Raw genomic sequence first — 22,332 nt, 5'->3', positions numbered from 1 at the left:
TTATTCAGTTACCGATTGTCGGGATTGACGCGAAAAACGCAGACGCAAACGGTCGAAGAACAGATAAACCACCGGCGTGGTGTAAAGCGTCAGCAATTGACTCATTGCCAGCCCGCCGACAATCGTGATCCCCAGCGGTTGACGCAGTTCTGAACCATCGCCCCCGGAGATAACCAGCGGCAGCGCACCAAATAGCGCCGCCAGCGTAGTCATCATAATCGGACGGAAACGCAGCAGACAGGCTTGGAAAATAGCCTCTTCCGGCGGCAGATTGCCATTGCGCTGCGCTTCAAGGGCGAAGTCGACCATCATGATGGCGTTTTTCTTCACAATGCCGATTAATAGCATGATCCCAATAAGGGCAATTAGGCTGAATGGGGCATCGAACAGCTCCAGCGCTAATAGGGCACCCACGCCCGCCGAGGGCAGGGTGGAGAGAATGGTCAATGGATGGACGTAGCTTTCATACAGCACACCCAACACGATATAGACCGTAGCGATGGCGGCGAGAATCAAAATCACCTGCGAATTCATGGTCTCTTGGAACACCTGCGCCGTTCCGGCGAAAGAGCCGCGTACCGTGGAAGGCACGCCAAGCTGCGTCATGGTTCGGGTGATGGCGTCGCTGGCTTCCGATAACGATTTGCCGGTTGGCAGGTTAAAGGAGACCGTGGACGCGGCAGACAGTCCCTGATGGTTCACGGAAAGCGGGGCGTTAGCCGGCTGCCATTTGGCAAAATAGGAGAGCGGGATGGCTTTGCCGTCGCTATTAATCACGAACATTTTGTCCAGCGCGCTGACATCCTGGGTGTAAACAGGATCCACTTCCATTACCACTTTGTACTGGTTAAGCGGCTGATAGATAGTAGAAATCTGCCGTTGGCCGAAGGCGTTATTGAGCAGGCTGTTGGCCTCTTCAACGCTGATACCCAGCCGCGACATGGTTTCACGGTCGTAGACCAAACTCATCTCCGCGCCGTTATCCTGTTGGTCCGAGTTGACGTCAGCCAGTTCCGGCAATGCAGCCAGCGCTTTGCGAATTTTCGGCTCCCACTCTCTGAGGTCGGCCAAACTATCGGACAGCAGCGTGTACTGATAGCTGGCGTTAGCCTGACGCCCGCCGACGCGGATATCCTGCACCGCCATTAAGAACAGGTTAGCACCGGGCTCTTTGGCGAGTTTTTTGCGCAGCCGGTCGATTATCTGCTGTGCCGATTCATGACGCTGGTCGCGAGATTTGAGGGTGATAAACATCATCCCGCTATTCACACGGGAACCGCCGGTAAAGCCAGTAACGTTATCCACCGCCGGATCGTCACGAATGATCTGCATAAAGTCCTGCAGTTTTCCACGCATTGCCTGGAACGAAATGCTTTGGTCAGCCTGAATGCCGCCCATCAACACTCCGGTATCCTGCTCCGGGAAGAAGGTTTTGGGGATAGAAATATACAGCCAGACGTTTAGGGCGATGGTCCCAAGGAACACCACGCCAACCAGCCTCGCGTGATTTAGCACCCAGCGTAGCGATTTGCCGTAGCCTTGCTGCATGGCGACCAGCAAACGGCCCAAACCTTTGGTACGGGTTGGCGTATGCGGACGGCTAGATTTGAGCATCCAGCCGCACATCATCGGCGTGAGCGTTAGCGATACCGCCAACGAAATACCAATCGCCACCGAAAGGGTCACCGCAAACTCCCGCAGCAATCTGCCCGGAAGACCGCCCATTAACAGAAGCGGCAAGAACACCGCCACCAGCGAGACGCTCATCGATAAGACGGTAAAGCCGACCTCACGGCTGCCCTGTAAGGCGGCCTGAAGCGGCTTCATGCCCGCCTCCAAATGGCGGGAGATGTTCTCCAGCACCACGATGGCGTCATCGACCACAAAGCCGGTGGCGATGGTGAGCGCCATCAGCGACAGGTTATTGAGGCTAAACCCGCACAGATACATGGCGGCGAAGGTCCCGATGAGCGAGACAGGCACCGCCACTGCCGGGATCAGCGTCGCTCGGCCTGAGCGCAGGAACAAAAACACCACCAGGATGACTAGCGCCACTGAAATCACCAGCGTTTGCTCGACTTCCTCAAGCGAAGCGCGGATGGTCGGCGAGCGATCTTGGGCAATTTGCAGATCGATTGCCGCCGGGATGGTTTGCTGCAGTGCCGGGAGTTCGGCGCGAATGCTGTCGACGGTTTGGATGATGTTGGCTTCCGGCAGTTTGCGGATCATCAGCAAAATGGCCGGTTTGGCATTGGTCATCCCGGCATTACGTACATCCTGCACCGAGTCGGTCACGTTGGCGACGTCACCAAGCCGCACCGCCGCACCGTTGTTGTAGTGAATAATCAACGGCTCGTATTCCGCCGCTTTTTTCAACTCATCGTTGGTCTGCACCTGCCAGCGGTGTGCGACATCTTCAATCGCCCCCTGAGGTTTACGCACGTTGGCATTGCTGATGGCGCTGCGCACCGCATCCAGCGATACGCCCTGGTTAAACAGCGCCTGTGGGTTGAGGTCGACGCGCACGGCGGGCAGGGAGCTACCGCCGACGTCTACGTCACCGACGCCGTCAATTTGCGCGATATTCTGCGCCAGTTGGGTAGACGCGAAATCATACAACTCACCTTGGGAATAGGTATCCGAGGTGAGCGTCAGGATCATGATCGGTGAGTCCGACGGATTGGCTTTACGGTAAGTCGGGCGGCTTGGCATCCCGCTGGGAAGCAGGTTTTGCGCGGCATTTATCGCCGCTTGTACATCACGCGCCGCGCCGTTGATATCGCGGTCGAAGTTAAATTCGAGAATGATACGCGTACTGCCCAGCGAACTGCTGGAGGTCATTTCGTTGACCCCGGCAATGCGTCCGAGCGAACGTTCCAGCGGTGTGGCAACGGATGACGCCATGGTTTCCGGCGATGCGCCCGGCAGTGAAGCACTGACCATGATAACCGGGAAATCTACCTGCGGCAGCGGGGCGACCGGCAGCAGCCGGAAACCCAGCACACCGCACAGGGTGATGGCGAGCGAAATGAGGATCGTCGCCACCGGGCGGTAGATAAAGAGCGCAAAAAATTTCACTTACGCTTCCTCTTCACGGTGCGGGAACCGGCTTTTCAGGTACAGCGACAAACGGTCGAACAGCAGATAGATAACCGGCGTGGTGAACAGGGTCAGTACTTGACTGACCAACAGACCGCCCACCATGCCAATACCCAGCGGACGTCTAAGCTCCGCGCCCACCCCGGTGCTTAGCATCAGCGGTAATGCACCCAGCAGCGCCGCCAGCGTCGTCATCAGAATCGGGCGAAAACGCAGTAAACAGGCCTGATAAATCGCCTCGCGTGGCGCCATGCCTTGCTCGCGTTCTGCCGCCAACGCAAAGTCGATCATCATGATGGCGTTCTTCTTCACGATGCCGATAAGCAAAATGATGCCGATAATGGCAATCACATCCAGCTCACTGCCGGAAATCATCAGTGCCAGCAGTGCGCCGACGCCCGCCGTCGGCAGCGTCGACAGAATGGTTATCGGGTGAATAAAGCTTTCGTACAGTACGCCCAGCACGATATACATCGCGACGATGGCGGCCACCACCAGCCAGATGGTGCTGCTCAGCGCCGACTGGAAGGCGAGGGTGCTGCCTTGGAACTCGGTGCGAATATCAGTAGGGAAGTTCAGCGATTTTTCGGCATCCTGAATCGATTGCACCGCATCGCCCAGCGAGTAGCCGTTCGGCACGTTGAACGAAATGGTGGTGACCGGGAACTGATCGAGATGGTTAATCGACAGTGGGGCAAAGCGCTGTTCGATTTTGGCAATCGCGGTGAGCGGAACAATGCCGCCGTCGCTGCTAGTCAGACGGATGTTATCCAGCGCGGCAAGGCCGGGAGTCGCCCGGGTATCGTGCTCCAGCACCACGCGATACTGGTTCGCTTGGGTGTAGATGGTGGAAATCAAGCGCTGGCCGAAGGCGTTGTACAGCGCGTTATCGACATCAGCCATCGAAATACCAAGACGGCTGGCGCTGTCGCGATCAACATTAACAAAGGCCACCAGTCCTTGATCCTGCCAGTCGCTGCTGACGTCAGAGAGCTGTGGCTGCGCTTGCAGTTGGTTCATCAGCTGTGGCACCCACTGGCTTAGCGCATCCAGCGAGTTGGCCTGCAGTGTAAACTGGTACTGGGTGCGGCTGACGGTGGTGTCGATGGTTAAGTCCTGCGTCGGCTGCAAATACAGTTCTACACCCGGGATCCGTGCCACCGCCTGCTGCAAGCGGTTAATCACCACCTGAACACGATCGTCACGATCGCTGAGCGGCTTGAGGTTAATTTGCAGACGCGCGCTGTTAAGCGCCGGGTTGGTGCCGTCAACGCCAACAAAAGAGGTCAGGCTGGCTACCGCCGGATCTTTCAAAATAGCGTCGGCTACCGTTTGCTGACGCTGCGCCATGCTGGTGAATGACACCGACTGTGGAGCCTGAAGCGTGCCCTGAATGATGCCGTTATCCTGAATCGGGAAGAAGCCTTTGGGAATGGTCACCCACAGGATCATCGACAGCGCGAGCGTCCCTAACGCAACGCTTAACGTGAGCCACGGATGATTCAACACGCGGGCCAGCAGATGGCCGTAACCGGCAATAACGCGGTCAAAGAAGCGTTCGCTGGCACGTGAGAAGCGGTTTTGTTTACGCAGCGACTCATGGCTTAACATGCGCGCGCACATCATTGGTGTCAGGGTCAGCGAGACGATGGCGGAGATCAGTATCGCCACCGCCAGCGTGACGGCAAACTCGCGGAAGAGACGGCCAATAATATCGCCCATAAACAGCAGTGGGATCAGCACGGCAATCAGCGATAGGGTCAGGGAGATAATGGTAAAGCCAATCTCGCCGGCGCCTTTCAGCGCCGCTGCCATCGGTTTCTCGCCTTTTTCGATATAGCGCGAGATGTTCTCGATAACCACGATAGCGTCATCGACCACAAACCCGGTGGCGATGGTTAACGCCATTAGCGTCAGGTTATTGATGGAAAAGTCGAGGAACACCATCACCGCGAAGGTGCCAACCAGCGACAGCGGGACGGCGACGCCGGGAATGATGGTGGCCGGAACGTTGCGCAAGAACAGATAGATGATCATCACCACCAGCGCAATCGCCAGCATCAACTCAAACTGGGTATCGGAAACGGAAGCGCGAATATTGGTGGTACGGTCAGAAAGCACTTCAACCTTGACCGATTTCGGCAGGCTTTCGGTGAGTTGCGGCAGCATCTGACGAATGCTATCGGCGGTTGAGATGATGTTGGCGCCAGGCTGGCGTTGTACGTTCATCACAATGGCCTGTTTTTTATTGGCCCATGCGCCAAGCCAGGTATTTTCAGCCCCTTGCTCGACGGTAGCGACGTCGCCTAAGCGAATCGGCGCGCCGTTTTTATAGGCAATAATCAGTTGGCGGTACTCCAGCGCCGATTGCATCTGGTCGTTGGCTGAGAGCGTGACCGCACGCGTCGGGCCATCGAGGCTACCTTTGGCCGAGTTGACGTTGGCGCTGGTGATGGCGGTGCGAATGTCTTCACTGGTTAGCCCCAGCGCCGCAATGGCTTGGGCGTTGAGTTTTACGCGTACGGCAGGGCGCTGACCGCCTGCCAGCGTCACTAAACCGACGCCGGAAACCTGGGAAATTTTCTGCGCCACGCGGGTTTCCACCATATCTTCCACTTCCGTCATTGGCGTGGCGGTGGAGGTGACGGCAAGGGTCATAATCGGCGGATCAGCCGGGTTGACCTTACTGTAAACCGGCGGGTTTGGCAGGTCGCTTGGTAGCAGGTTAGTGGCGGCGTTAATCGCCGCCTGCACTTCCTGCTCGGCAACGTCCAGTGGCAGAGTAAGCTGGAACTGCAACGTGACCACCGACGCGCCGCCGGAGCTTTGCGACGACATCTGTTTTAAGCCGGACATCTGACCAAATTGGCGTTCCAGCGGCGCTGTGACCGCGGAGGTCATGACATCCGGGCTAGCACCCGGATAAAGCGTAACGACCTGAATGGTTGGATAATCAACCTCAGGCAGGGCGGAAACGGGCAGAAAACGGTAGCCGATAATCCCGGCCAGCAGAATCGCCACCATCAACAGCGTGGTGGCGACAGGACGCATAATAAACAGGCGTGACGGGCCGCCTGTATTGCTCGGCGGTAACACTTGCATCAGCCGCGGGCTCCTTTATGACCGGCGGAATGCGCTTGCTCCGCTGCCGGTTTCTCGGCACTGGCGGCGCTGGCGTCATGTGCGGTCACCACTTCCACTTTTGCCCCTTCGGTTAAGCGGTCGATGCCATCGGTGACCACGCGGTCTCCTGCGGAGAGGCCACCATCGATAACCACTTTCAGGCTATCTTGGATACCCGGTACCACGGTGTGTGTGCTGACTTTATTATCGCTATTGAGCACCCAAACGAAGTGACCGTCGTTGCCCATTTGCAGCGCGGCGGTTGGGATCACGACTGCATTTTGCTGGGTATCAACCAGCATGCGGGCGTTGACGAACTGGTTAGGGAACAGCGCGTCATCTTGATTATTAAATCGCGCTTTTAACTTGATGGTGCCGGTGGTGGCATCAATCTGGTTATCGAGGCTTAACAGCATGCCATCGCTGAGCTTTTTCTTATTGGTGCGGTCCCAGGCTTCAACTGCGAGGGTTTTGCCTGCTTTTTGTGCGGCAACCACGGTGGCGATGTCGTTCTCAGGCAGCGTGAAAACGAGGTCAATAGGGTGTGTTTGCGTCAGCACCACAATGCCGGTGGTGTCACCGCTGGATATCTGGTTGCCGATATCGACTTGTTTTAACCCCACGCGACCATCGATGGGTGCGGTGATCCGGCTCCAATTGAGCTGCAATTGCGCGCTGGCGACCGAGGCCTCATCGGCCTTGATAGTGCCTTCGGTTTCACTAACCAGCGACTGTTGGGTATCAAGTTCCTGACGAGAAACGAGATTGGTTTTTACCAACTGCTGATAGCGCGCCAGATCGCGACGCGCATTAGCAAGCGTCGCTTTATCTTTAGCTAACTGCCCCTGTGCTTGGGCCAATGCAACTTTGAATTGGCTTGGGTCAATTTCCGCTAAGAGATCGCCGGCTTTAACCTGCTGACCTTCCTGGAAGTGAATCGCCATGAGCTGGCCATCCACGCGGCTTCTGACGGTGACCGTATTGGCGGCGGTGATGGTGCCTAGTCCGCTTAAATAGCGCGGTACGGCTTCACTGGTGGCGGTGGCGGCCTGAACCGGCGCCAGCGTGCCGCCGAAACGACCACCATGACGTCCGCCACCGGCAGGGGCGCCTGCTGGTTTTGCGGAAGCCGAATCGGAGGTCTGAGAATTGCTGCTGAAGTGCCAAATGGCTACCGCCCCCGCGATAACTACCAGCACCGCCAGCGCAATCCGCCAGCGAGTGTTATGACTGCCTTTCATCGTTATACGTGTCTCGTCCTGAATCATTCCACGAAATGATACTAGTTTAGTAACGGAACGCTCAGGAAAAATGGAGGAAATATGAAAGACGGCGGGAATCGTCTGAATCGCAAGCGGCTTTACGAGTAGGCTCGCAATACGTGGGGATGAAAAAGCGCGCCATCGTCGCGCGTGCTAACGTCAGCGGCGTTTAGCTAAGGGGCTAAAACAGGAAAGCCCCACCTGACGATGGGGCCTTTATAAGGAAAGGGTTATGATGAAGTTAGTCATCATACTGGTGATCCTCTTAGTGTTGAGCTGGCCAGCTTACTAAGACACCAGGGGGAGGAGCAATCCTCCCTTACCCTCATTCCTTCACCATAGGTTGAAAAAGCAGCGAAGTCAACGACGCCGACTCAGGCAAAAACCACCTGCGCCCAGCGTGCTAGCCCGGCAGTGACCGAGCCAAAATCATCGCCACCGGCAATCGGGATACCGGGCAACTGCGCGGCCAGTGCTTTCTTAATCAGCGGCGAGCGTGCGCTGCCGCCGGTTAAGTAGATAACGTCCGGTTTTTCGCTGCTGTTTTCCAGCGCCAGTTGCACCTGTTCGAGAATGCGGGTCAGCGGTTGGTTTAGCGCAGCTTCCAGCCCATCCTGGCTGATAGCGGTGGCTAACGCTTCGCTGATGAATGGCAAAGCGGTATCGGTTTGTGTGCTTTCGGACAGAGCAATTTTGCTCTCTTCAGCACAGCGCACCAGACGATAGCTTAAACGCTGCTGCCAGACTTTATAGAGCAGGTTTACCTTCTCGGTGTCACGAGCATCACGCGCCAGATCGCGCAGCAGACGGCCGTTGGCGGTGCTATAAAAATCGGTTTGGGCCGGTACGTCGTTAATCGCCACGGCGTTCCACCACGGGAGAATCGGCAAGGCAATCCCTTTTTCCGTCTCGCCACCCATGCCCAGCAGCGGCATCAGGCTCTTAAAGGCCAGCGCGATGTCGAGATCGTTACCGCCGACGCGGCAGCCACTGTGACCAAGCAGACTCTGTTCGCGGTCTTGACGGGTACGCCATTGCGGCCCCATCAGCAGTACGGAACAGTCGGTGGTCCCGCCGCCAATATCCACCACCAGCACGCGTTTTTCTTCGCTCAAGGTTGCTTCAAAATCAAGGCCTGCGGCAACCGGTTCGTACTGGAAGACAACTTCGCGGAATCCCGCACGTTTCGCGGCGCGTTCGAGAATTCCAATTGCCTGCGCGTTGGCTTCATCGCCCCCGAGCCCTTGGAAGTTAATCGGACGGCCAATCACCGCTTGATCAAGGCTATCCGTCAGCTGCGACTGCGCCTGCTGGCGAATATGCAGCATCATGGAACACACTAAATCTTCGAATACCGCTACCTGTTGCGGTTTAAGTCCGCTGGCGCCGAGGAAGGATTTCGGCGACTTGACGAAGTAAACCTCTTCCGGGTCGGTGATGTATTGCTTGAGCGAGGCGAGGCCAAATTGCACGCTGTTGCTCAGCACATCGATATCTTCATCGCGGTTATAGTTAATCGCGCGACGGAGCAACGCCTGGGTTTCATCGCCAGACGCTGGCACCTGATGATGGCGGTACAGCCATTCGCTCACCGATTCACGCGTCGGCGCACAGAGCATCGAAGGCAGCAGCGTGCTGCCGTTTTCCATCGTCAGCATGCGCGGTACGCCATCTTGCATCACGGCGATAGAACAGTTCGCTGTTCCGTAGTCAAAACCAATAAACACGTCAATCATCCCCATGCCAGTGAAGAAAAGGGGGCGACTTTAGCGGAATGTCGGGGGGGCGGCAACTGGAATATGAAAGCAAGGCCTTAACGTTGATTAACCGCTATGCTGTAACCTCTTACGATTTTTGCACATAAGGACTGACGATGTTTGAGCTGCCGTGGCTTCCTCCGTACGACTGGCACTGGATGTTCAATTTTCTACAGGCGCGTAGCGTGGCGGGAATTGAACGTTTCGAGGACGGGAGCTATCTGCGTAGCTGGCGCTGCGGGCCGCACTGTGGGCTGCTTACCATGACCCCAGATGAGACTCGGCAGGTGCTGAAGGTCAAGCTTAGTCCTGGACTCCTGCCGGTGAAAGCGCAGGCGCAAGACGCCGTCATTAAACTGCTGGATTTAGCCTGCGATCCGCAACCCATCCAACATGCTTTGGGCCCCCTTGCCGCCGCCAGGCCGGGGCTTCGACTGCCGGGATCGCTTGGCGTATTTGAGCAAGGAATTCGCGCCATTCTCGGGCAATTAGTCAGCGTGGCGATGGCCGCACGGTTGACGGGAAAAGTGGTGGCGCGATATGGCGAACCGTTGGCGGAAGGCGAGGGGTTTTATCTGTTCCCGACGCCGGAGCAATTGGCTGCTGCCAACCCGGCTGAATTAAAAACGCTGGGCATGCCGCTCAAGCGCGCAGAGTCGTTAATCCATTTCGCCCAAGCGATGGCTAACGGTGAGTTAGCAAGCACGCTGCCAGATGACGTCGAACAGGCGTTGAAAGCGCTTCAGCAGTATCCGGGCATTGGCCGTTGGACGGCCAACTATTTCGCCCTGCGCGGCTGGCAGGCGAAAGATATTTTCCTGCCGGATGACTACCTAATAAAGCAGCGTTTCCCCGGCATGACACCCGCGCAGATACGCCGCTATGCTGAGCGCTGGCAGCCCTGGCGCTCTTACGCGTTATTGCATATCTGGTATTCAGACACTTGGTCGCCTGATTGCAGCGCAGACGTGTAAATCGTGACGATACCGCGCCCGTTGTTTTTTGAGGCATAACAGGCGGCGTCAGCCTGTACCAGCGTTTCAGCGAGGCTGGCGTTATGTTCATGAATCAACGTTAGCCCCGCGCTGGCACCCACTCTATGCAGCCGTCCGGCCCAGGTAAATTCGTAATGGTTGATGGCATCGACCACCCGCTCGGCGGCGCTTAGCGCTTGCTCGGTGGTGCAGTGGCGAATAATAAAGCCAAATTCATCACCGCCTAAGCGCGCCAAAATATCGCTGGGTCTCAATATTGCCCGCATCAAGGTGGCAATTTCGTGTAGCAGAGCATCGCCGGCGGCGTGACCGGCGCTGTCGTTTACCGCTTTAAAGAAATCGAGATCGAGCATCACCAGCGCGTGTGATTGATGGCTGCCCGGCAGCAATTTCAGCAGTCCTTTAAGCTGGCTTTCGAAGCTTGAACGGTTAGGCAGACCGGTTAGCGCATCGTGCGTGGCGCTGTAACTCAACTGACGCAGCAGTTTTCGCGACTCGGTAACATCCTGAATGACCAGCACGAAGCCAATACGCTCGCCTTCCTGCGTTTTTAGCGGCGTCATGGTGTAATGAATATCGAAAATCCCGCCGTAGCGGTTTTGCAGGATTTTATCGTGCTCCGTTTCGCCGTTCGGTTTGTCTTCCGTGTTGAAGTGTTTGAGTATGAAACCGTCACTTCCATAGGTGATTCGCAGAACGTCAAGCAGCGGCTTCCCTTGCGCTTCTTCCTGCTTCCAGCCGCTCAGCTTCTCGGCGACCGGGTTCATAAAGATAATGTTCTGCTGAGTATCGGTGCTGATTACCGCTTCGCGGATAGAGTCCAGCGTGATGTGCAGCCGCTCTTTTTCTTGGAACAGCGCCTCGTTGGCTTGGGTAATTCCCGCCATCAGCTGTTTGTTGGCTTCGCGGCTTTTTTTAAGGTCGTTTATGTCTTCGATTTGTTCGATAAAATAGAGCGGTGTGCCGTCATCCTGGCGGACCAGTGAAACGGCGAGCAATGCCCAGACGACCTCGCCGGTGCGCGTACAGTAACGTTTTTCTCGCGAGTAGCTGTCAATGTCGCCCTCAACCAACTGATTAAGATGACTCAGGTCTTCAGCCAAATCTTCATGCCAAGTGACCTGTTGAACGGTCATTTGCTGCAACTCTTGTTGGCTATAGCCGAGGAAGGTACTCAGTGACTTGTTAACCTGTAGCCACTGCCCGTGGGTACCCACCACTGCCATGCCAATGGCGGAATACTCCATGGCGTTGCGAAAGCGGGTTTCGCTTTCGGCAATGTGTCGCCGCTCGCTATAGACCGCATACATGGCAATGCTCATGGCTTCGGTCGGCAGGAGCACCAACAGGAAGGGCAACCCTGGCATATTGGTCAGCTTATAAATGTTCAGGGTGGTTTCCATCATCTCTTTAACCACCGGATGCAGCGCGGTTAATGCGAGCACGGTCATGATAGTTATCAGGGTGATTAGGAATGCCTCGACGCGCGGCAGGCGCACCGCGCTCCACATCAGAAGCACCATGATGAAGGTAAACGGCCAAGGCATGTAGAGCATAGACACCACGCTCAGGGTGAGCGTGAAAAGGGTGGTCAGCAAAGTATTCAGCAACTGCCGTGGGCCACTGTTACGCTGGAAAAATTTCCTGTTGAGCAATATGCCTAACGGCACCAGCGCCAGCGCACCGGTGGCTTCGGCAACCATCCACACGACAAACGTCTGCAGCGCATTTTCCCCCGGCGCTAGACTGCTAATCAGCGCGCTACCGAGCAGCGAGGGGATTAGCGCGGATGCAATGGCCATGCGCGTCCAGTCGTGCAGATTGCGGATTGGGCTTTCAAAAGACAACCAGCGGCGCAGCAGCAGGGCACCCGTCAGGGCTTCTAGAACGTTGATAAGCGGGTAGAGCAAAGTGACTTCTGACGTTGAGAATACGCAGGTGGCTGAGATAATGGCCAGTACCCCGGCGATGGCAATGCCCGGCCAGAGCTTGATGTCAAAACGGTAGAAGCCAGCCATCATGATGGCCGTAGGGAACCATACTGGAGACAGTTCGCTAGGTTTATGCATCAGTAAGAATGAAAAAAGCGTGAATAAAAAGGTCACACTTCCCAGGCCAATGAGGATCTGTACTGAGCGAAACACGGATGTTGGGGTTAAGGGGATACGTTGATTGTCGTTCTTCATTACCACATTTTCCGGGGAATTCTCTCCTCGGCCATACCAAGATTAATCTCGATTATGCATCAACGGTGGGGAAGATTAGCGGATCGATGACACTAATTGACAATAATCGATAATAAGTGCCATTACTAATATTTGGCAGGTGAATGATTGTGTGGCTCAGAATCATTCCCGACGTGATTCCCCTTTTGTCGCCTTAGATCGATGTATACGACTGGTATCGTCGCGTTGAAATCCCTATAATTGCCGCGTTTGGCGCTAATACGCAGGATGATTGGCAACACATTCCAGTTGAGTCACCATCTCTGTTCGCGCCGTCCTTCCTTTCATCCAGGTTAATCGGGTCGCAAAATTTATGACTGATAAGTCTCATCAGTGCGTCATTGTAGGTATCGCCGGCGCATCGGCTTCAGGTAAAAGTCTCATTGCTAGTACGCTTTATCGCGAGTTGCGCGAACAGGTAGGCGATGAGCATATCGGTGTTATTCCTGAAGATAGTTATTATAAAGACCAAAGTCATCTGTCCATGGAAGATCGGGTTAAAACTAACTATGACCATCCAAACGCGATGGATCACAGCCTGTTGTTCCAGCATCTGCAGACCCTCAAACGTGGAAATCCTATCGAACTGCCGGTTTACAGCTATGTCGAACATACCCGCAAGCAGGAAACGATTCATATCGAACCTAAAAAAGTCATTATTCTTGAAGGTATTCTGCTGTTGACCGATGCGCGTCTGCGCGATGAGATGAATTTCTCCATCTTTGTCGATACGCCGCTGGATATTTGCCTGATGCGTCGTATCAAGCGTGACGTTAACGAACGCGGTCGTTCGATGGATTCAGTTATGGCGCAGTATCAGAAAACGGTACGCCCAATGTTCCTGCAGTTTATTGAGCCTTCCAAGCAGTATGCCGACATTATCGTGCCGCGTGGGGGCAAAAACCGCATCGCCATCGATATCCTGAAAGCGAAAATTAGTCAGTTTTTTGAATAAGTCACGTTAATTGTGTAACGTGAACTTAAAGACTCTTAACCATGCGGGATGAGAGTGGGCAGTAAAACAGGAGAGTAATATGCGTCTGTGTGACCGAGATATAGAAGCCTGGCTGGACGATGGGCGACTGTCGATCAATCCGCGTCCGCCCATTGAACGTATCAATGGCGCAACGGTTGACGTGCGTTTAGGCAACAAGTTTCGCACCTTCAGCGGTCATACGGCGGCCTATATTGATTTAAGTGGGCCGAAGGCGGAAGTCAGCGCGGCGTTGGACCGGGTGATGAGCGACGAAATCGTGCTGGCGGAAGGCGACGCATTCTACCTGCATCCGGGTGAACTGGCGCTGGCGGTGACGCTGGAGTCGGTGACCTTACCTGCGGACTTAGTCGGTTGGCTTGATGGGCGTTCTTCTCTGGCGCGTCTTGGGCTTATGGTTCACGTGACTGCTCACCGTATCGATCCGGGCTGGTCGGGCTGCATCGTGCTTGAGTTCTACAACTCCGGCAAGCTGCCGCTGGCGCTCCGTCCGGGTATGCTGATTGGCGCATTAAGCTTCGAGCCGCTGTCAGGCCCTGCAGCTCGCCCATACAACCGTCGTGAAGATGCGAAATATCGCGATCAGCAGGGCGCCGTTGCCAGTCGTATTGATAAAGACTGACCACCGTCGCTAACCTGATGAGGGTGCCATGAGACGAATATTGACGACGCTGATGATCCTGCTGGTCGTGCTGATTGCCGGTCTGTCATCGTTGGTGCTGCTGGTAAATCCGAATGATTTCCGCAGCTATATGGTGAAGCAGGTTGCCAGCCGCAGCGGTTATCAACTGCAGCTTGATGGCTCCTTACGCTGGCACGTCTGGCCACGGCTGAGCATTTTGTCCGGGCGAATGACCTTAACGGCGCCGGGTGCCAGCGAGCCGCTTATTCGCGCCGACAACATGCGTCTTGACGTTTCACTGCTGCCATTGCTCTCGCATCAGCTACAGGTGAAGCAGGTCATGCTTAAAGGTGCGGTGGTACAACTCACGCCGCAAACCGAAGCCTCCCGCGCGGTCAACGCCCCGGTCGCACCAAAAGGCACCTCAGTGCCTCAGGAGCCGGACGACCGCGGTTGGTCGTTTGATATTGCCGGGCTGCAGGTTGTCGATAGCGTGCTGGTGTTCCAGCATGAAGATGATGAACAGCTCACGATACGCGATATTCATCTGCAGATGGATCAAGATGACCATCATCAGGCCAGCGTCGATTTCTCCGGTCGTATTAACCGCGACCAACGCGATTTAACGCTCAACTTCTCCGCGCAGGTACAGGCCGGGAGCTATCCTCGTCGCCTAGATGCCGAACTGTCGCAACTTAGCTGGCAGCTGCAGGGGGCCGAGCTCCCTGCGCAGGGGATTTCCGGTAACGGTAGCTTGAACGCCAGCTGGCAGGAAGACGGTAAAAAGCTGAGTTTTAGCGCTCTCAACCTAACCGCTAATGACAGTACGCTTACCGGTGAAGGTGACGTGGTGCTCGGGGATATCCCCGTTTGGGCGCTCAACCTGCAATCTGATAAGCTCAATCTCGATAATCTGTTATTACACTCGGCTATCGCCAAGGGTGACAGCGGGGTGCAAAAAGCGCAGTCGGCACCTTCGCGTCCGCGTCCAGTTATTGCCAACAGCCCTATAGTGCAGCCCTATAGCGGGCTATCCAGCTTCAACGGCACGTTGGCGATGGTGGCGAAAACGGTTATCTGGCGCGGAATGACGTTTGCTGACGTCAACGTTCAGGCGAATAACCAGCAGGGGCTGTTAAGCATCCCGCAGCTTAGCGGGACGCTTAGCGGCGGCCAGATTTCTCTGCCCGGCGCGCTCGATATTCGCAGCGGCACGCCGTTGGCCCAGTTCCAACCTAAGCTCGACAACATTCCCATTGATAGTCTGCTGAAAGCCTTTAATTACCCCATCGATATGACGGGGAGTCTGTCGCTGGCGGGCGATTTTAGCGGACAGCTCATTGACGCTGAGCATTTCCGCCGCGATTGGCAGGGGCAGGCGAGCATCGAAATGAAAGATACCCGTACCGAGGGGCTGAATTTCCAGCAGCTGGTGCAGCAGGCCGTGCAGCGCAGTACGGATATTCAAAGCCAGGACAACTTTGACAGTGCTACACGCTTGGACAGATTCGCTTCAGATATCGACCTCGATAACGGCACCATGACCTTTAGCAATATGGTTGGTACCTCTTCACTGATGTCGCTCACCGGTAAAGGAGCGCTAGATTTAGTGAAAGAAACGGGTGATATGCAGTTCGCTATTCAGGTGACCGGAGGCTGGCAGGGGCAGAGTAGGCTGGTGGATATCCTGAAAACGACCGCCATTCCGTTAAGAGTTTACGGTAAGTGGAGCGAGTTGAACTACAGCCTGCAGGTGGACCAAGTATTGCGTCGTCATTTGCAAAGCGAGGCGAAACGGAGGCTGAACGATTGGGCCGAGCGTAACAAGAATACGCAGTCGGGCAAAGATGTGAAGCAGCTGTTGGATAAGCCGTAGCCCAAGGAATTGCCTGATGGCGCTACGCTTATCAGGCCTACAAGCCACCGAGTAGATCGGAACACCGCCATCCGGCAATCAGGTAAATACCCCACATGTAGGCCGGATAAGGTGTTCACACCGCCATCCGGCAATCAGGCACATATCCAACACGTAGGCCGGATAAGGTGTTCACACCGCCATCCGGCAATCAGGTAAATACCCCACATGTAGGCCGGATAAGGTGTTCACACCGCCATCCGGCAGTCAGGAAAATATCCCACATGTAGGCCGGACAAGGTGTTCACACCGCCATCCGGCAATCAGGCACATATCCAACACGTAGGCCGGATAAGGTGTTTACACCGCCATCCGGCAATCCAAGGCAATACGACTACACTTCGTAATCCAACTCATCCTGCGGTGGCGGGATAATCTGCACTTTCTGTACCCGGTGGCTTTCAACCTGTAAGGTTTTCAGCGTCCACGGGCCAATCTGCACCACTTCACCCGCTTTAGGAACCCGCTGTAGATGCTCCATTAGCAGTCCAGCGATGGTGTGATATTCACGCTTATCGTCCAGCGGCAGCGGGATATATTGCACCAAATCTTCCAACGGCATATGACCGTTCGCCGTCCAGCTACCATCGGCATTACGCGCAATATCGTGGCGCGCATCGATCTCTTCGGCTTCATTCGGCAGGTTACCAGCAATGGTTTCCGTTACGTCACTTAACGTCACTACCCCTTCCACCGAGCCAAATTCATCCACGACAAAGGCAAAATGGGTGCGCGCCGTACGGAACTGCTCCAGCGCTGACAGCAGCGGTAGCGCTTCCGGGAAGACCAACGGCTGGCGGATAAGAACGCGTAAGTTCAGCGGTTCTCCGCGCAATGACTGTTGCAACAGGTCAATGACGTGCACTACGCCCAGCAGGTCTTCTTCATCGTCACCGCCGGTAACAACCAGCCGCGTATGCTGGTTTTTCTCCAGCAGCGCCCGCACTTCGTGTTCCGGCGCGCTGAGGTCGATATGCTCAATATCATGGCGTGAGGTCATGATACTGCTCACCGTACGCTGGTTGAGATTCAGCACGCGTTCAATCATTCGCCGCTCCTGCGGGTCAAAGATTTGCTGATTATCCTGATCGACCAGCATTGACGCCGTTCCCGCATCCAGCTCGGCATCTTCTTTATTACCGCTCAGCAAGCGCATAACTGCGTCGGTGGTCCGGCTACGCAGCGACTGGTTAGCGGTGAGGAAGCGCCGGCGGTTGAAGATGGCGAGCTGATTGAGGAACTCAATCAGCACTGAGAAACCAATAGCGGCATACAGGTAGCCTTTTGGAATGATCACGCCAAAACCTTCCGCCACCAAGCTAAAGCCAATCATCAGCAGGAAGCTGAGACACAATATGACAATAGTCGGATGGCTGTTCACAAAGCGGGTGAGCGCTTTACTGGCAAGCAGCATCAGGCTGATGGCGATAATGACCGCAGCCATCATCACCGCCAGATGGTCAACCATCCCGACGGCGGTAATCACCGAATCTAATGAGAAGACGGCATCCAGCACCACTATCTGCGTCACAACCGGCCAGAAGCGCGCACCGCGCCGCTGGGTTGGGCTGTCGTTGTCTTTGCCCTCCAGCCGCTCGTTGAGTTCCACCGTCGCTTTAAACAACAAGAAGAAGCCGCCGACCAGCATGATCAGGTCGCGGGCGCTGAAAGTAAAATCACGGATGCTAAATAGCGGTTTGGTCAGAGTGACTAGCCATGAGATAGACGCCAGCAGCAGCAGGCGCATGACCATCGCCAAAACCAGCCCGGTGACGCGCGCACGGTCGCGTTGGGCAGGCGGCAGCTTTTCGGCCAAGATAGCGATAAACACCAGATTATCAATTCCGAGAACCAGCTCGATGACGACCAGCGTCACGAGTCCCGCCCAAATAGACGGATCGGCAATCCATTCCATACGTTGGTTAAAACCTTATGTTACAAGACAAATAGATCATGGATAAATGCGCAGGAAAATGCAATGTCTGGCGGTGATTTCTCCGGGCAAAAATCAGCGTAGGCAGAAAATAATGAGCAGCGAGATGGTGAAATATATTATTAATATGCAGTGGGGGATAATCTCATTGTGTAATTTGTCAATATAAAGAAAATCCTAAAACTCAATTTTTATTAAGCTTAAACTTAATCTTAAAATTATTCTTTAGGACGGCCACGCCTTGCCTGCTATTCAGTTAGCTGCAACAATTCTCCCGGTATTGAATGAAATAGTCATTGCTGTGCGTCATAAAATGTTCTGATACCAGAATATATTCATTCATTTAAACCTAGGAATATTCTGCAAGGTTTTGTGGGATAGGCTGAATCTACATAACAACATGATTTTAAGGTGAATTGGTAGCTGAAAGCCAAGGGCGGTAGCGTGCCTGAAGGCATGAGGTAAAGTCTCGATTATTCTGTCAATAGCCTGCGGATGAATCTAATCTATTTTAGGATATATGCCAGTTATATTCACTGGGAATTAAATGCATGGTGAATGTTCTGGTAATCAAATGGTACGGGTTAATTTAATTCGCACAGGATAATTTTCTGCCAAAGTGATAAATAATCAATGATGAAATCCAAACTAAAATTGATGCCATTATTGGTGTCGGTAAGCTTGATGAGTGGTTGCACCATACTTCCAGGCAGCAATATGTCTACCTACGGAAAAGATGTGATTAAGCAGCAGGATGCTGATTATGACATTGGCCGGATGGTGAATGTTTATCCGCTGACCCCGCGACTGATTGAACAATTACGCCCACGTCCTAACGTCGCGCAACCTAACATGTCGCTGGATCAGGAGTTAAGCAATTACCAGTACCGCGTGGGTTCAGGCGATGTGCTGAACGTAACCGTCTGGGACCACCCGGAACTGACTACCCCAGCCGGGCAATATCGTAGCTCCAGCGATACCGGCAACTGGGTCCAGCCGGACGGCACTATCTTCTATCCCTACATCGGTAAAGTGCAGGTTAAGGGACGTACGCTGGCGGAAATCCGCCAGACCATCACCCAGCGCCTTGCCGCCTACATCACCGACCCGCAGGTGGATGTGAACGTTGCTGCCTTCCGCTCGCAGAAAGTCTATGTGTCCGGACAGGTCAATAAATCCGGCCAACAGGCGATCACCAACGTCCCGCTCACCGTACTGGATGCGCTCAACGCCGCCGGCGGCCTTGGTGAACTTGCCGACTGGCGCAATGTGGTGCTGACCCACGATGGCCGCGAGCAGCGCATTTCCGTACAGGCGCTGATGCAAAATGGCGATCTCAGCCAGAACCGCTTGCTCTATCCGGGCGACATTCTGTTTGTGCCGCGCAACGACGACCTGAAAGTCTTCGTGATGGGTGAAGTGAAAAAACAGAGCACCCTCAAGATGGACTTCAGCGGCATGACCCTGACCGAAGCGCTGGGCCAGGCAGAAGGTATCGATCTGACCACCTCCGACGCCAGCGGCATCTTCGTTATTCGCCCAACCAAAAACGGCAACAGCGGCAAGATGGCCAACATCTATCAGCTGGATATGTCCGATGCGACATCGCTGGTCATGGCAACCAACTTTATCCTCCAGCCGTATGACGTGGTGTATGTCACTACCGCGCCGGTTGCCCGCTGGAACCGTCTGATCAACCAACTGTTGCCGACCATCAGTGGCGTTCGCTACATGACCGATTCGGCGAAAGACATTCATACGTGGTAACCGACATGTTTAACAAAATTCTTGTGGTTTGCGTGGGGAACATTTGCCGTTCCCCTACGGCTGAACGTCTGCTGAGAAGCCATTTGCCGCAGATGACCGTTGAGTCGGCGGGGCTAGGTGCATTGGTCGGAAAAGCGGCGGACGAACGCGCCGCCAGCGTGGCGGCGGTTCATGATATTTCGCTCGAAGGACATTGTGCGCGCCAGCTCTCCGGGCGCATGTGCCGGGAGTACGATCTGATTCTGGCGATGGAAAAACGCCATATCGCCACCCTGCATGAAATGGCGCCGGAGATGCGCGGCAAGGTCATGCTTTTTGGTCATTGGGATAACGAACGCGATATTCCCGATCCGTATCGTAAAAGCCGTGAGGCTTTTGAAGCGGTGTACCAGTTACTCGACAGGTCAGCGACCCAGTGGGCGCAGGCACTGAAAGCACAGCAGGGATAATCATGACAGATAAAGTAAAACAGATAAGCCCGGCGGCCTCGGGCGGCGATGAGATTGATATTGGCCGACTTGTTGGCACGGTCATTGAAGCGAAGTGGTGGATAATCGGCATTACCGCCGTGTTTGCCGCCGCCGCCGTTGTCTACACCCTGTTCGCCACGCCAATCTACAGCGCCGATGCGCTGGTGCGGATAGAGCAAAACCAAGGCAGCGCGCTGGTACAGGACATCAGCAATGCGCTGACCAGTAAACCGCCAGCGTCTGAGGCGGAAATCCAAATGATCACCTCCCGCCTGGTGCTGGGCAAAACCGTTGACGATTTGGATCTTGATATCGCCGTTAGCAAGAACACCTTCCCGATTCTCGGGACCGGGTGGGAACGGCTGATGGGACGTCAGAATGAGACGGTGAAAGTCACGACCTTTAATCGCCCGGCGGCGATGGCGGACAGCACCTTTACCTTGGATGTGCTGAGCCCAACGACTTACCGCCTGAGCAACGACGAGGGTTTCAGCGTGGAAGGCAAAGTGGGTGAGGCGGTTAACCACGGCGGCGTATCGCTGGTGGTAGCCGGGATTGCTGCCCGCGACGGTGCCAGCTTTACTCTGACCAAATACTCGACGCTGGGGATGATCAATAATCTGCAAAACAGCCTGAGCGTCACCGAAGACGGCAAAGACTCTGGCGTACTGACGTTGACGATGGTCGGCGAAGATAAAGACCAGATCCGCGATATTCTCAACAGCATTGCCCACAACTATGTGGCGCAGAATGTGGCGCGTAAATCAGAAGAAGCGGCGAAGAGTCTTGAGTTCTTGGAAGTTCAGCTGCCTCAGGTGCGCAGCCAGCTTGATGTTGCTGAGAATAAACTCAACGCCTATCGCCAGCAAAAGGACTCCGTTGATCTGCCGCTGGAAGCGAAATCGGTGCTCGATTCAATGGTTAACATTGATGCCCAGCTCAACGAACTGACCTTCCGCGAAGCGGAAATATCCAAACTCTACACCCGTATCCACCCGGCGTACCGCACGCTGCTGGAAAAACGTCGGGCGCTGGAAGATGAGAAAGCGAAGCTCAGCCAGCGCGTGACGGCGATGCCGAAAACTCAGCAGGAGATAGTGCGTCTGACCCGCGATGTGGAATCCGGTCAGCAGGTCTATATGCAACTGCTTAACAAACAGCAGGAGCTGAAAATCACCAAAGCCAGCACCGTCGGTGACGTGCGCATTGTTGACCCCGCGATTGCCCAGCCGGGCGTAGTAAAACCGAAGAAAGCGCTGATTATTCTCGGCAGCATTATTCTGGGCCTGATGTTGTCGATTGTCGGCGTCCTGTTGCGCTCGTTGTTTAACCGCGGCATTGAAAGCCCACAGGTGCTGGAAGAGCATGGAATCAATGTCTATGCCAGCATTCCGCTGTCCGAGTGGCAAAAATCCCATGACAGCGTCAAGAGCGTGAACGGCGTCAAGCGCTACAAACAGAGCCAACTGCTGGCGGTGGGGAATCCAACCGATCTGGCGATTGAAGCGATTCGCAGCCTGCGCACCAGCCTGCACTTTGCCATGATGCAGGCGGAGAATAACGTGCTGATGATGACCGGGGTCAGCCCGTCTATCGGTAAAACCTTCGTCTGCGCCAACCTCGCGGCAGTGATAAGCCAGACCCACAAACGGGTGCTGATGATCGACTGCGATATGCGTAAAGGCTACTCCCACGAACTGCTGGGCACCACTAACGACAACGGCCTTTCCGATGTGCTGGTGGGCAAAACGCCGGTTGAAAGCTGCGCGAAACGCACCTCCATTCCTAACTTTGATTTGATTCCACGCGGGCAGATCCCACCGAATCCCTCTGAGCTTTTGATGAACGAACGCTTTAGCGAACTGCTGAAGTGGGGGTCTGCAAACTATGACTTGGTGTTGATTGATACGCCGCCAATTCTGGCTGTTACCGATGCCGCCATCGTCGGCCGTCATGCTGGAACCTCGCTGATGGTGACGCGCTATGCGGTGAATACCCTAAAAGAGGTCGAAACCAGCCTAAGCCGCTTTGCGCAAAACGGTATTACGGTGAAAGGGGTGATTCTGAACTCCATTTTCCGCCGCGCGACCGGCTATCAGGATTACGGCTACTACGAATACGAATATCAGTCGGATTCTAAATAACCTTTGCCCCTCACCCTAACCCTCTC

The 22,332-nt window shown here is 54.9% G+C and carries 14 protein-coding genes; 8 read left to right on the top strand and 6 right to left on the bottom strand.

Annotation, left to right across the window (positions count from 1 at the left end; translation table 11 throughout):
* From mdtC to AB4K05_RS09880, 3 genes are read right to left on the bottom strand one after another with little or no spacing between them, the layout of a single operon-like run.
* Nucleotides 1-3,078: a multidrug efflux RND transporter permease subunit MdtC gene (gene mdtC, locus AB4K05_RS09890; protein WP_368479811.1), complete on the bottom strand. Its 3,078-nt coding sequence runs from the start codon at nt 3,076-3,078 to the stop codon at nt 1-3.
* Nucleotides 3,079-6,201, bottom strand: a complete 3,123-nt coding sequence (locus AB4K05_RS09885) for an MdtB/MuxB family multidrug efflux RND transporter permease subunit (protein WP_368479810.1) — start codon at nt 6,199-6,201, stop codon at nt 3,079-3,081.
* Nucleotides 6,201-7,463 carry an MdtA/MuxA family multidrug efflux RND transporter periplasmic adaptor subunit gene (locus AB4K05_RS09880; RefSeq protein ID WP_368479809.1) on the bottom strand — a complete coding sequence of 421 codons (1,263 nt, stop codon included), beginning with the start codon at nt 7,461-7,463 and terminating at the stop codon, nt 6,201-6,203. Before AB4K05_RS09880 ends, AB4K05_RS09885 begins: the two co-directional genes overlap by 1 nt.
* Nucleotides 7,464-7,716: 253 nt before the next feature.
* Here AB4K05_RS09880 and AB4K05_RS09875 point away from each other — a divergent pair, with 253 nt between their 5' ends.
* A complete protein-coding gene (locus AB4K05_RS09875) occupies nt 7,717-7,776 on the top strand; it encodes a type I toxin-antitoxin system Ibs family toxin (RefSeq protein WP_368480154.1) in 60 nt (19 codons plus the stop codon).
* Nucleotides 7,777-7,858: 82 nt separating this feature from the next.
* On the opposite strand, the gene yegD is transcribed toward AB4K05_RS09875, so the two are convergent.
* Nucleotides 7,859-9,211, bottom strand: coding sequence for a molecular chaperone (gene yegD / locus AB4K05_RS09870; RefSeq protein WP_368480153.1), 1,353 nt, complete (start codon nt 9,209-9,211; stop codon nt 7,859-7,861).
* A 146-nt stretch (nt 9,212-9,357) separates the two neighbouring features.
* Here yegD and alkA point away from each other — a divergent pair, with 146 nt between their 5' ends.
* Nucleotides 9,358-10,215 (top strand): DNA-3-methyladenine glycosylase 2, encoded by an 858-nt coding sequence (gene alkA / locus AB4K05_RS09865; protein ID WP_368479808.1) that lies wholly within the window; start codon nt 9,358-9,360, stop codon nt 10,213-10,215.
* On the opposite strand, the gene AB4K05_RS09860 is transcribed toward alkA, so the two are convergent.
* The gene (locus AB4K05_RS09860) at nt 10,152-12,422 is read right to left on the bottom strand and encodes a PAS domain S-box protein (protein WP_368479807.1); all 2,271 of its coding nucleotides are present in this window, start codon (nt 12,420-12,422) and stop codon (nt 10,152-10,154) included. The two genes, alkA and AB4K05_RS09860, sit on opposite strands and share 64 nt — an antisense overlap.
* A gap of 352 nt (nt 12,423-12,774) precedes the next feature.
* Between AB4K05_RS09860 and udk the strand changes: the two genes are divergently transcribed.
* The 3 genes from udk to asmA all read left to right on the top strand — a co-directional run bounded on the left by udk (nt 12,775) and on the right by asmA (nt 15,953).
* Nucleotides 12,775-13,416 (top strand): uridine kinase, encoded by a 642-nt coding sequence (udk, locus tag AB4K05_RS09855; protein WP_052285230.1) that lies wholly within the window; start codon nt 12,775-12,777, stop codon nt 13,414-13,416.
* 79 nt (nt 13,417-13,495) lie between these two features.
* The gene (gene dcd / locus AB4K05_RS09850; RefSeq protein ID WP_368479806.1) at nt 13,496-14,077 is read left to right on the top strand and encodes a dCTP deaminase; all 582 of its coding nucleotides are present in this window, start codon (nt 13,496-13,498) and stop codon (nt 14,075-14,077) included.
* Between the two features lie 28 nt (nt 14,078-14,105).
* Nucleotides 14,106-15,953 (top strand): outer membrane assembly protein AsmA, encoded by a 1,848-nt coding sequence (gene asmA / locus AB4K05_RS09845; protein ID WP_368479805.1) that lies wholly within the window; start codon nt 14,106-14,108, stop codon nt 15,951-15,953.
* A gap of 373 nt (nt 15,954-16,326) precedes the next feature.
* Here asmA and AB4K05_RS09840 read toward each other — a convergent pair whose 3' ends face one another.
* The gene (locus AB4K05_RS09840; protein ID WP_368479804.1) at nt 16,327-17,907 is read right to left on the bottom strand and encodes a TerC family protein; all 1,581 of its coding nucleotides are present in this window, start codon (nt 17,905-17,907) and stop codon (nt 16,327-16,329) included.
* A gap of 651 nt (nt 17,908-18,558) precedes the next feature.
* On the opposite strand from AB4K05_RS09840, the gene AB4K05_RS09835 reads away from it, so the two are divergent.
* From AB4K05_RS09835 to wzc, 3 genes are read left to right on the top strand one after another with little or no spacing between them, the layout of a single operon-like run.
* Entirely contained in the window at nt 18,559-19,692 is a 1,134-nt protein-coding gene (locus AB4K05_RS09835) for a polysaccharide export protein (protein WP_368479803.1), read from the top strand.
* A gap of 5 nt (nt 19,693-19,697) precedes the next feature.
* Nucleotides 19,698-20,141 carry a low molecular weight protein-tyrosine-phosphatase Wzb gene (gene wzb, locus AB4K05_RS09830; protein WP_368479802.1) on the top strand — a complete coding sequence of 148 codons (444 nt, stop codon included), beginning with the start codon at nt 19,698-19,700 and terminating at the stop codon, nt 20,139-20,141.
* A 2-nt stretch (nt 20,142-20,143) separates the two neighbouring features.
* The gene (gene wzc, locus AB4K05_RS09825) at nt 20,144-22,306 is read left to right on the top strand and encodes a tyrosine-protein kinase Wzc (RefSeq protein ID WP_368479801.1); all 2,163 of its coding nucleotides are present in this window, start codon (nt 20,144-20,146) and stop codon (nt 22,304-22,306) included.
* The last annotated feature ends 26 nt before the right edge of the window (nt 22,307-22,332 follow it).

Source organism: Kluyvera sp. STS39-E, from assembly GCF_040932435.1.
Lineage (GTDB): Bacteria > Pseudomonadota > Gammaproteobacteria > Enterobacterales > Enterobacteriaceae > Kluyvera.
This window is presented reverse-complemented; position numbering and strand designations above follow the sequence as displayed.